Here is a 10,443-nt window from a genome sequence, read left to right as displayed (position 1 = left end):
GCGAGCGCGCCCGCAGCCGGCGGTCAGGCGTGCCGGCGCCGCGACGCCGCGGTGTTGGTCAGCGCCGTCTTCAGCCTGTCGAGCAGCCCCGAAGCCGCGGCGGGGTCGAGCAGCGCGGCACCGGCCGCGTCCTCCCGCTCCTCGGCGAAGCCCATCGTCCAGTCGCCGAAGGCGCGCGCCGACGGGCTTGCCACTTCCAGCACGGTGATCTGCTCATGCCGCGCGTCGCACTGGATGCGCTCGAAGATCTCCTCGACGGCGGCCGGCGGGCCTTCCAGCACCTGCGCGAAATAGGGGCCGCTGACCAGCAGGGCGCCGGTCACGCCGAGCGCGGCGTTGTTGCGCCGCGAGGTCTCGAGGATCTCCGAGACCTGGAAAGCCCCGCCCGGCGTCACGCGGCTGGAATAGATCACGCGCTGGAGGGTTTCGGTCGGTTCGCTCATGCCACTGTCTCCTGGCGCCGGGCCAGCCTTGCGATCATCTCCTGCACCGCCTCCCGCGGGACAGGCCGGCTGACGAGGTAGCCCTGTGCCTCCGAGCAGCCATAGGCGAGCAGCTCCTTCATCTGTTCCTGCGTCTCGACCCCCTCGGCCGTGGTCCGCAGGCCAAGCGCCGCGCCCAGGGTCGTGACGGCGCGCACGATGGCCGAGTTGTCGCCGCGCGCGCCGATGTCGGCGATGAAGCTGCGGTCAATCTTGACGCGGTCGAGCGGGAAGTCGCGAAGCTGCGTCAGCGAGGAATAGCCCGTGCCGAAATCATCGAGCGAAATCCGCACGCCGAGCGCGCGCAGCCTCTGGCACGTCTCGACCGCGCGGGCCGTGTCGTGCAGCAGGGACGTCTCCGTCACCTCGAGCTCGAGCCGATGGGGTGCGAGGCCGCTATCGGCAAGGGCCGCGCCCACCACCTCGAAGAGGTCGCGCTGGGCGAATTGGGGGGCCGCGACGTTGACCGCGACATGGAGCGATTCGGGCCAGCTCGTCGCTTCCTGGCAGGCGGTGCGGAGCACCCATTCGCCGATCTGGACGATCAGGCCGATCTCCTCGGCCAGCGGCACGAAGGCGACGGGCGGCACCAGGCCGCGGTCCGGATGGCGCCAGCGGATCAGTGCCTCGAACCCCGTCAGCTCCCCGCCGGAGATGGAGACCTGCGGCTGGTAGTGGAGTTCGAACTGGCCGAGGCCGATCGCCGCCCGCAGGTCGGTCTCGAGCCTGCGCCGTTCCTCCATCCGCGCGCGCATTTCGGGCGTGTAGCGGCGGAACAGTCCGCGGCCCTGCTCCTTCGCCGCATAGAGGGCGAGGTCCGCGGCGCGCATCAGCATGTCGGCGCCGGTCGCATCGCCGGGCGAGATGGCGATGCCGACGCTCGCGCCGATGACGGCGCTGTGGCCTTCCAGCAGGAAGGGGCGTGCGAGCAGGTCGACCAGCCGCGCGGCGAGGGCCTCGGCCTCCTCCTCCCGCCCATTGTCCGGCAGCAGGATGGCGAACTCATCGCCGCCCAGGCGGCCGGCGAGGTCGCCCGCACGGACGCAGCCGCGCAGCCGCCGCCCGACCGCGCGCAGCAGCGCGTCCCCGATCGGGTGGCCGAGCGAGTCGTTCACCGCCTTGAAGCGGTCCAGGTCGATGGCAAGCAGCGCGAAGGGACGGTTTTCCTGCTGCCGCGCGCGCCGGTCGAGCGCGGCGAGGAAGGCCTCCCGGCGGAGCAGGCCTGTGGTCTCGTCGATGGGGCCGGGCGGTTCCTCGGCGTCGTGGCCGGCACTCGACGGCGTCGCGGCGTAGGTCATGCGATTGCCTCCGCGCCGCTTCTAGGGCGGCGTCGGTTAAGCGGAGGCGAATCGCCGCACGGTTTGGAGATCAGACACAAAAAACCGCGAGCCGCGGAGCATCCTCCGCGTCGCGGTCTTGTGCCTGCGGTGCCGCCCTGCGCGTGCAGGGCGGCGAGAGGGCTTCAGAAGCCCTCGCGCTCCAGGCGCTTGCGCTCGACCTTGCGGGCGCGGCGGACGGCCTCGGCGGCCTCGCGCGCACGGCGCTCGGACGGCTTTTCATAGTGCCGGCGGAGCTTCATCTCGCGGAAAACGCCTTCCCGCTGCAGCTTCTTCTTCAGCGCCTTGAGGGCCTGGTCGATATTGTTGTCACGAACGACGACTTGCACGCGGCGCAACCTCCTGCGCGTTGGGTGTGGAACAATGCACGGCATGCGGCGCAGCGGGGCAAGCCCCGCCGCGTCGGAGCGGGAGCATTACCACGGATGCGCGCCGTGCCGGAAGCCCTCCCGCGCGCTGTCGGCGCACTATATGCAAGGCTCGATGCGAAGCGCGGCACCATCCCCACCGCGCGCCGGAGCGCCATGGCCATCCTCAAGATCGCCCGCATGGGCCACCCCGTCCTGCTGATGCGCGCCGAGGAGGTCCCCGACCCCACCGCGCCCGAGATCCTGCGCCTGGTCGAGGACATGGCCGAGACCATGGAGGATGCCGGCGGCGTCGGCCTCGCCGCGCCGCAGGTCCATGTCCCGCTGCGCATCTTCGTCTGGCGCACCGGGGCGGGCGGCGTGTCCGCCCTGATAAACCCGGTGCTGGAACCGGTGGGGGAGGAGACGGAGGAAGCCTGGGAAGGCTGCCTGTCCATCCCCGGCCTGCGCGGGGCGGTGCGCCGCGCAGCGCGGCTGCGCTTCAGCGGCCTCGACATCGCCGGCAACGCGATCGAGGGGGAGGCCGCGGGCCTTGCCGCCCGCATCATGCAGCACGAGACCGACCACCTGGACGGCATCCTCTATCCGATGCGGATGGAGGATCTCTCGCGCTTCGGATTCAACGAGGAACTCGCCCGCGCCGCGGCGAAGGAACAGGCATGACCGATCTCGACGAGACCGACCGCACGGCGCGCGACGCCGCCATCCGCGCCATCCTGCCGCTGGTGCCCGAACTCGGCTGGACCCGGCGCGCCATCGCCGCGGGCCTCGCCGAGGCAGGCATGCCCGAGGACGAGGCCGCCTTCCTGTTCCCCCGCGGCCCGCTCTCGGCGATCGAGGCGTGGCTCGATCTCGCGGACCGGGAGATGGCGGCCGAGGCCGGCGATCTTTCGGGCCTGCGCATCCCCGACCGCATCCGCACCCTGGTCGCGACACGGCTGCGCCAGGCCACCCCGCACAAGGACGCGGTGCGCCAGGCGCTCGCGCTGCAGAGCCTGCCCTGGAACGCGGCGTCCGGCCTGCGCACCGCCGCGCGCACGGCGAGCGCGATGTGGTACGCGGCAGGCGACAAGTCGGCCGATTTCTCCTGGTACACGCGCCGCGCCAGCCTCGCGGCCGTCTATGGCGCGACGCTCGCCTTCTGGCTGCGCGACGACCAGGAGGATATCGGTCCGACGCTCGACTTCCTCGACCGGCGCCTGGCGGGGCTGGCGCGGCTCGGGCGCTGCCGGAAGCGGGCGGGGGCGGCGAAGGCGGCCTGACCGGGGCGAGCCGGAGGGAGAGGTTTCGCCGCGCGCGCGGGTTTCGTTACGGGCGGCCCCGGGCTGCGGCGCGATCTTCGCTCCGCCGCGCAAGCCATTGGTGCTGCGCGCGATTAATGCAGAAAATACATTTGCGTGCCGGCGCGGGTTGCGCCATGAGGCAGGTTCCCGAGCCAAGACCGCGCGCGCCCGAGTCCGGGGGCGCGGCACGTGGCACGAACCGATCCTGAAGGGAGCGCCCGGCGCCCATGAGCAAGATTCGCCAAAAGATCCGCACCGTGGTCGCCGCGATCGCCGGCGTCGCCATCGCCGGCCCCGCGCTGGCCAATGCCTGCCTGCGGCCGGAGGAGCGCGGCGCACTCGATGTCCGCGCCCTGCAGACCTACCTGATGGTCAGCGCGCTGAACTGCCAGAAGGGCGAGAGCTACAACCAGTTCATCCGCCGCTTCGGCAACGAGCTGAGCGCCGCGAACCGCACGACCAACGCCTATTTCACCCGCGCCTATGGCGGCCAGGCGCGCACGCGCTTCGATTCGAACAACACCAACATGGCGAACGAGCATTCCGAGGACGCGATCCGCGCCGGCTCCTTCTTCTGCCGCGATGCGGAGCCGTTGTTCCAGGGTGCGCTGGCCACGCCCGGCCCGCAGCTCGCCCAGTTCGCGGCCATGCGCAACATCCCGCAATCCGTGACCGCGCCCGAATGCCCCGCCGGCGGGGCACCGGCCCGGCAGGCTTCCGCGCGCCGCCGCTGAAGCCGGCACGCCGCGCCCGCGCGCGGGGTGGAATCGAAAAGGCCGGGCCCCGAGGGTCCGGCCTTTTTGCGTAGGGGCCCGTCCGACGCGCCGCCCTTACCGGACGACGATCTCCACGCGGCGGTTCTGCGGCTCCCGCACATCGTCGGCGGTCGCGACCAGGGGCTGCGTCTCCCCGAAGGCGGTCACCGCGATCTCGTCGCGCGCGATGCCCAGCCGGACGAGTTCCGCCGCGACCGTTTCCGCCCGCCGGCGCGACAGCGCCTGGTTGAAGGGCACGGTGCCGGAGCGGTCGGCGTGGCCGGCCACTTCGATGCGCGTGCTGCGCTGGGTCCGCGCGTGCTGCACGGCCTCGCCGATGATCTGGCGCGCGCGCTCGGTCAGGTCCGCCCGGTTCCAGTCGAAGAAGACGAGGAAGGTGCGGCTGGCCTGCGGCGCGGCGGCGGGGGCGGGGGCGGGGGCCGCGGGCGCGGCCGTGATGGCGTAGCGCAGGCCCAGCAGCAGCGAGTGGTTGAAGTTGTCGGGCTCCGCCGCCCCGCGCGCCACCGTCGCTCCCGTGGCGGGGTTGTCCCAGCGTGCGTCGAAGCGGGGCTGGAGCGTGCCGAGGAAGCGGTATTCCGCCGTGACCGCGAGGCCCGGCGCGAAGGAGAGCGGGAAGGCGAGCCCCGCGATCCCCTGGTAGGCGAAGCGCCCGTCGCGGTCGTCGATCGTCATGCGCAGCGCGCCGTTCTGGCCGAGGCCGCGCACGCCGTTCCACTCGGTCGCGACATAGCCGGCGCCGATGCCGACATAAGGCATGACCGGGCCGATCACGCCGAGGTCGAGCAGGACGTTGCCCATCACGCCCCAGCTTTCCTGGCGGCCGGAGCCGCCGCCGAGGCTCGCCCAGCCGGCCGCGCCGGAGACACTGTCGACGTCGTTGCTGCGGAAGGATCCCTCGATCTCGGCGCGCAGCCCGTTGCCGAAGCCCCAGCCGAGGCTGAGCACGCCGGCGAAGCCGGGCGAGAGGCCGACCGACCCGCCCGCGCCGTAGCCGGCCGCGCCGAGGCCGCGGGCCGCCGCCTGGTCGAGGTTGAGGTCGGTGTCCGGCACCAGGTTCAGCCCGACGCCGCCCGCGACATAGGGGCCGTCCACGAATTGAGCTGCGGCGGGCAGGGCGCAGACCGACGTCATGCAGGCAAGGGCGAGGCCTGGAAGACGGGCGGCGCGAAGGCGGGGACGCGGGGCGGACATCAGGGGAAGAATCGCACGTTGCAGTTACCGAAGTTTGCAGCAGCAAGGGGCTTTGCCGCAATGCAGAAAGGGCGGGCGCGCGGCGTGTCGCGGCTGCCCCCGTGCCCGCCGCGAATCGCCACGGCACCGCCCGGGCGGAGGCGGATCGGCGCGCCATCCCCCGGCCCTTTCCCCGGCGTGCCGCGCCGCTGTCCGGGGCCGCGTCGCCGCCGGCCCCCGAACGCAGAAAGGGCCGCCTTTCGGCGGCCCTTCCCGGTCTGTGTCGCGTGGTCCCCGCGGATTAGCGGAGGACGATCTCCACGCGGCGGTTCTGCGGCTCACGCACGTTGTCCGGGGTCGGCACGAGCAGCTGGCTCTGGCCGAAGCCGCGGGTGACGATCTCGTTCCGCGGCACGCCCAGGCGGACCAGCTCGCCGGCCACGGCGGCGGCACGACGCTCGGACAGGCCCTGGTTGTAGCGGGCGGAGCCCGAGGTGTCGGTGTGGCCGTTCACCTCGATGCGCGTGACCTGCTGCGAACGACGGGCCGTCGCGGCCTCGCCGATGATCTGACGCGCGCGGGCGGTCAGGTCGGCGCGGTTCCAGTCGAAGAACACCAGGAAGGTGCGCGCCGGCGCCGGGGCCGCGGCGGCCGCGGCCACCGGGGCGGCCGAGCGGCCGAAGTTGTAGCGCACGCCGAACATGATCGAGTGGTTGAAGTTCTCCGCCTCGAACGTGTTGCGCGTCACCACGCCGGCCGGCGTCGTCGCGCGGGCGTCGATGTCATGGCCGAGCGTGCCCATGAAGCGGTACTCGGCGGTCAGCGCGAGGCCCGGCACCGGGTCGATCGGCAGCGCGACGCCGACGATCGCCTGATAGGCGAAGTTGCCCTCGTCGCCGTCGAGCAGCAGGCGCGTGCCGGCGCCCGTGCCACCCGGCACGGTCCCGCGGATCCCGTCGTAGTTGTGGATCTGGTAGCCGATGCCGACGCCGACATAGGGGGCGACGCCGCCGAGGTTGAAGTCATACAGCGCGTTGACCATCGCGCCGTAGGACTGCGCCGAGCCGCCCGAACGGCTGTAGCGGCCAGGGGCGCCCTTCAGGCCGTCGATCTCGTTGGTGCGGTAGCTGCCCTCGAGCTCGAGGCGCAGGCCGTTGCCGAAGCCGTAGCCCACGCTGAGAACGCCGGCCCAGCCCCACTCGAAGCCGGTCTCGACGCTGCGGCCGGCCACACCATCCGAGGTGCCCATCAGGTAGTTCGCGCCGAGGCCGGCGCCGACATACACGCCCGAAACCCGCGGGTCCCAGCTCTGCGCGTTCGCGGCCATGGGCAGCGACAGCAGCGTCGCGGCAAGAAGCGCCTTCCTCAGGCTCATGTGACTTCTCCTGTTCGTGGCCCGTGGGGCCGATGCATGGCCCGTCGGGCCGAAAAAGCTGCCCGAAGCGATCTCCGCACCGCGGCTCTCACTTCAGTGATTGCATATTCCAACATTTGCGATGCTTCGCGCCAGACCCGCGCGACCTTATCGCCGCATCTGTGGCAATCAGGTCACATGATACGGTGGCAAATCGGTCACAGGGGGCCGAGCGCCGCCGCATCCTCCATCGTCGCCAGCGCCCCGCGCGGCAGGAGCCGCGTCGCATGGCCCATCTTCCGGCCGGGGCGGGCGGAGGCCTTGCCGTAGAGATGGCCGACGACGCCCGGCGTCGCGGCCAGGCGCGGCCAGGCGGCCATCCCCTCCGGCCCGATCAGGTTGCGCATCACGGCATCGTGGTGGCGTTCCGGCAGCGCGAGCGGCAGCCCGACCACCGCGCGGACATGCTGCTCGAACTGGCTGGCGGCGCAGGCATCCATGGTCCAGTGGCCTGAATTGTGCGGCCGGGGCGCGATCTCGTTGCCGAGCAGCCGCCCGTCGGGAAGCAGGAACATCTCGAGCGCGACGAGGCCGATCAGGTCGAGTCCCTCGGCCACCGCCGCGACATGGGCGCGCGCGGCGGCCGCCACGGCCTCCGGGACCCGGGCGGGCGCGAAGGACAGGTCGAGGATGTGGTGCGCGTGGCGGTTTTCCGCCGGGTCGAAGGTGGCGACGGCGCCATCCGCCCCGCGCGCGGCGATCGCCGAGATTTCCGCCGCGAAGGGCACGAAGGCTTCCAGCACCAGCGGCCTGGGGGCGAGTCGCGCGAAGGCGGGGGCGAGGTCGTCCATGCTGCGCAGCACGGCCTGGCCGCGCCCGTCATAGCCGAGTCGCGTCGTCTTCAGCACCGCGGGCAGGCCGAGTTCGGCGACGGCGGCGGCGAGGTCGGCCTCGGTCTCGACCGCCCGCCAGGTCGCGACGGGCACGCCGATCCGCCCGAGGAAGGCCTTTTCCGCCACCCGGTCCTGGCAGGTAGCGAGCGCGGCGAGGCCGGGGCGGCAGGGCACGAGGCCGGCCAGCGCTTCCAGCGCGGCGGCGGGGACGTTCTCGAACTCGAAGGTGACGACGGCGACCGACCCGGCGAAGCGGGCCAGCGCGTCACGGTCCTCATAGGCGGCGACGGTGCGGTGGGCGGCGACCTGCATCCCCGGGCTGTCGGCTTCCGGCGCGTAGACGTGGCAGGCATAGCCGAGCCGCGCGGCGGCCAGCGCCGACATGCGACCCAGTTGCCCGCCGCCGAGGATGCCGATGATGCTGCCGGGCGGCAGGGGGAAGCCGGTCATGCCGGGCTGTCCGGCACGCTTTCGGTCTGCGCGGCGCGCCAGGCGGCAAGCCGCCGGGCCAGCGCCGCGTCGCCGGTGGCGAGGATGGCGGCGGCGAGCAGCCCGGCATTGACCGCCCCGGCGCGGCCGATGGCCAGCGTGCCGACAGGGATGCCGGCCGGCATCTGGACGATGGAGAGCAGGCTGTCCATGCCCTTGAGCGCATGGGATTCGACCGGCACGCCGAGCACGGGCAGCTCCGTCATCGACGCCGCCATGCCCGGCAGGTGGGCGGCGCCGCCCGCGCCCGCGATGATGACCTTGAGCCCGCGCCCGGCCGCGCCCTTGGCATAGGCGAAGAGCCGGTCGGGCGTGCGGTGGGCGGAGACCACGCGGGTTTCGTGCGGCACGCCGAGGTTCGCCAGCGTCTCGGCGGCGTGGCGCATGGTCTCCCAGTCCGACCGGCTGCCCATGATGATGCCGACCAGGGGGGCGGCGTGCGCGACTTCGCTCATTCAGACCCTACGACCCGACAGTGCGACCGCTGCGCGGCCAGGAAGAATGCGGATCGAGGCGCAGCCTCGATCCGGGAGGGCAAGGCCCGACCGCGCCCAGCCTGCCCGCCGCCGCCGGCGCAGCAGTGCGTGGCGCGAAAGCCAAGTGGCCGGAGGCCGCGCCGACGCCTGAGGCGATCAAAATACTCAAGCGATGATGTCGGGGACGAGCCGGCCCTCGAGCCAGGCGATCTCGTCCTTCAGCTTGAGCTTGCGCTTCTTGAGCCGCTGCAGCTGCAACTGGTCCACCGGAGACCCGTCGAGCCGCGCGATGACGGTGTCGAGGTCGCGGTGTTCGCTCCGCAATTCGTGCAGACGGCGAAGCATGGCGTCACGGTCGGCGATCATGGCCGGCGGCCCCGGGGCGAAGTTGTGGATGCATTCGCGCGCAGAAGGCCCTTATCATGCAAGTGCCGGGGCGCGACAGGCCAATCCCGGACGATGCGCGCCCCCTGGTGCCCGACCGGCCGCCTGGCCGGAAGACCGCCGCCGCGGCTGCCAGCCGCGGGGCCCAGCACGGATGAGGATGCGTCACGCATGCCCTTGAACCCCCGGATCGCCTCCCTCGAGGAACGCCACGCGGCCCTCGAGCGTCGTATCCTGGACGAGGATCGCCGGCCGAAGCCCGATGAGGCGGAACTGGCCCGAATGAAGCGCGAGAAGCTTCGACTCAAGGAGGAATTGGAGAGGCTGCGCACGTCGCGGCCGCATTAGCGCGGGGCCCGGCCGGCCGCGACGGCGCGCGACGTCCCGCATCACGGCCCCTGATGGGCGCGGCCAGGATCAGGCTGCGTCCTCGGAGGGCGGCGGGACGGCCATGCTGCCGCCGGCCGCGGACACCGCCGCGTTCAGGTCGGACTGGGTGCACAGGCCGAGGATCACCGGGTCGCGCGGCTTGATGTTCGCGCTGTTCCAGTGGGTCTTGTCGCGCACCTTGGCGATGGTGTCCTTGGTCGTGCCGAGCAGCTTGGCGACCGTCGCGTCGCTCAGCATCGGGTAGTTGCGCAGCAGCCAGGCGATGCCGTCCGGCCGGTCGTTGCGCTTGGACACGGGCGTGTAGCGCCCGCCCTTGGCGCGCGCCTTGGGCAGCACGATGCTGCTTTCCTGCAGCACGAGGCGGGCGCCGGAATCCGCCTCGCAGCGGGCGATCTCCTGCCGTGTCAGCTGGCCGGAGGCGACCGGGTCGAAGCCGACGATGCCCTGCGCGACTTCCCCATCCGCGATCGCCTGGATCTCGAGCGGATGCATCCCGACGAAGTCGGCGATCTGCTCGAAGGAAAGCGACGTCTTGTCGATCAGCCACACGGCGGTGGCCTTCGGCATGAGTGGCTGGGGCATGGGCGAACCTCGGGAGGCGGGAGGGGCGGAAGCGAACCCCCGCGATATGATGCGCCCCCTATAATGAGACGGCCGGGCAGGGTCAAAGCCCGGATGGAGCAGGAGAGCCATGCCGCCACTGGAGGAAGGGGACCTGCCGCGCCGGCGCCAGGTCCTGGAGAAGCCCCGCTTCGACGGGTGGGATGTGGGCCAGTTGCAGGAGTACATCGCCGACCTGAAGGCCGAGATCGCCCGGGCCGAGGCGGCGATCGAAGCCGGGCAGAGCCACCGGGCGGCGGCGGAGGCGTTCTTCCGCAAGGGGTAGGGCCATATCCGGCCCGGTGGCGCGGCTGGTCGGATGTCCGGCCCGGCCGGCGATGGATGCCGTCGCGCGCCATCCGAGCCGGCTGGCCATGCTGGATTGGATGGGCGGCAGGGCGGCTGCGCCGTGCCGGCCGGGTCGCCCGCACGCGGCCGGGC

Annotated in this window: 14 protein-coding genes; 5 read left to right on the top strand and 9 right to left on the bottom strand. The window is 72.4% G+C overall.

Annotated features, from left to right (window positions below; genetic code table 11):
- Positions 1 to 23 precede the first annotated feature (23 nt).
- The 3 genes from HW577_RS13575 to rpsU all read right to left on the bottom strand — a co-directional run bounded on the left by HW577_RS13575 (position 24) and on the right by rpsU (position 2,148).
- Positions 24 to 443, bottom strand: coding sequence for a BLUF domain-containing protein (locus tag HW577_RS13575; RefSeq protein WP_198376671.1), 420 nt, complete (start codon positions 441 to 443; stop codon positions 24 to 26).
- A complete protein-coding gene (locus HW577_RS13570; protein ID WP_198376670.1) occupies positions 440 to 1,780 on the bottom strand; it encodes a putative bifunctional diguanylate cyclase/phosphodiesterase in 1,341 nt (446 codons plus the stop codon). Before HW577_RS13570 ends, HW577_RS13575 begins: the two co-directional genes overlap by 4 nt.
- A 164-nt stretch (positions 1,781 to 1,944) precedes the next feature.
- The gene (rpsU, locus tag HW577_RS13565) at positions 1,945 to 2,148 is read right to left on the bottom strand and encodes a 30S ribosomal protein S21 (protein ID WP_007006360.1); all 204 of its coding nucleotides are present in this window, start codon (positions 2,146 to 2,148) and stop codon (positions 1,945 to 1,947) included.
- A 195-nt stretch (positions 2,149 to 2,343) separates the two neighbouring features.
- Here rpsU and def point away from each other — a divergent pair, with 195 nt between their 5' ends.
- The 3 genes from def to HW577_RS13550 all read left to right on the top strand — a co-directional run bounded on the left by def (position 2,344) and on the right by HW577_RS13550 (position 4,204).
- The gene (def, locus tag HW577_RS13560) at positions 2,344 to 2,850 is read left to right on the top strand and encodes a peptide deformylase (RefSeq protein WP_198376672.1); all 507 of its coding nucleotides are present in this window, start codon (positions 2,344 to 2,346) and stop codon (positions 2,848 to 2,850) included.
- A complete protein-coding gene (locus HW577_RS13555) occupies positions 2,847 to 3,449 on the top strand; it encodes a COQ9 family protein (protein WP_198376669.1) in 603 nt (200 codons plus the stop codon). Before def ends, HW577_RS13555 begins: the two co-directional genes overlap by 4 nt.
- A 248-nt stretch (positions 3,450 to 3,697) precedes the next feature.
- Positions 3,698 to 4,204 carry a hypothetical protein gene (locus HW577_RS13550; RefSeq protein ID WP_198376668.1) on the top strand — a complete coding sequence of 169 codons (507 nt, stop codon included), beginning with the start codon at positions 3,698 to 3,700 and terminating at the stop codon, positions 4,202 to 4,204.
- Positions 4,205 to 4,300: 96 nt separating this feature from the next.
- Here the strand turns inward: HW577_RS13550 and HW577_RS13545 are convergent, their stop codons facing one another.
- The 5 genes from HW577_RS13545 to HW577_RS13525 form a co-directional block, all read right to left on the bottom strand.
- Positions 4,301 to 5,377: an OmpA family protein gene (locus tag HW577_RS13545; RefSeq protein ID WP_198376667.1), complete on the bottom strand. Its 1,077-nt coding sequence runs from the start codon at positions 5,375 to 5,377 to the stop codon at positions 4,301 to 4,303.
- A 340-nt stretch (positions 5,378 to 5,717) separates the two neighbouring features.
- Complete coding sequence (locus HW577_RS13540) at positions 5,718 to 6,791, bottom strand: OmpA family protein (RefSeq protein ID WP_198376666.1); 1,074 nt, start codon at positions 6,789 to 6,791, stop codon at positions 5,718 to 5,720.
- Positions 6,792 to 6,988: 197 nt separating this feature from the next.
- A complete protein-coding gene (locus HW577_RS13535; RefSeq protein ID WP_198376665.1) occupies positions 6,989 to 8,113 on the bottom strand; it encodes a 5-(carboxyamino)imidazole ribonucleotide synthase in 1,125 nt (374 codons plus the stop codon).
- Positions 8,110 to 8,607, bottom strand: a complete 498-nt coding sequence (purE, locus tag HW577_RS13530) for a 5-(carboxyamino)imidazole ribonucleotide mutase (protein WP_198376664.1) — start codon at positions 8,605 to 8,607, stop codon at positions 8,110 to 8,112. The genes HW577_RS13535 and purE overlap by 4 nt, the downstream gene beginning before the upstream one ends.
- 186 nt (positions 8,608 to 8,793) lie before the next feature.
- Entirely contained in the window at positions 8,794 to 8,994 is a 201-nt protein-coding gene (locus tag HW577_RS13525) for a YdcH family protein (RefSeq protein ID WP_198376663.1), read from the bottom strand.
- A gap of 189 nt (positions 8,995 to 9,183) precedes the next feature.
- Between HW577_RS13525 and HW577_RS13520 the strand changes: the two genes are divergently transcribed.
- Positions 9,184 to 9,360 carry a YdcH family protein gene (locus tag HW577_RS13520; RefSeq protein ID WP_198376662.1) on the top strand — a complete coding sequence of 59 codons (177 nt, stop codon included), beginning with the start codon at positions 9,184 to 9,186 and terminating at the stop codon, positions 9,358 to 9,360.
- 69 nt (positions 9,361 to 9,429) lie between these two features.
- Here HW577_RS13520 and HW577_RS13515 read toward each other — a convergent pair whose 3' ends face one another.
- Entirely contained in the window at positions 9,430 to 9,984 is a 555-nt protein-coding gene (locus HW577_RS13515) for a DUF1013 domain-containing protein (RefSeq protein WP_198376661.1), read from the bottom strand.
- A 109-nt stretch (positions 9,985 to 10,093) separates the two neighbouring features.
- On the opposite strand from HW577_RS13515, the gene HW577_RS13510 reads away from it, so the two are divergent.
- Positions 10,094 to 10,288, top strand: a complete 195-nt coding sequence (locus tag HW577_RS13510) for a DUF1192 family protein (protein ID WP_198376660.1) — start codon at positions 10,094 to 10,096, stop codon at positions 10,286 to 10,288.
- Positions 10,289 to 10,443 lie beyond the last annotated feature (155 nt).

This window comes from Neoroseomonas rubea, assembly GCF_016106015.1.
Classification (GTDB): domain Bacteria; phylum Pseudomonadota; class Alphaproteobacteria; order Acetobacterales; family Acetobacteraceae; genus Neoroseomonas; species Neoroseomonas rubea.
This window is presented reverse-complemented; position numbering and strand designations above follow the sequence as displayed.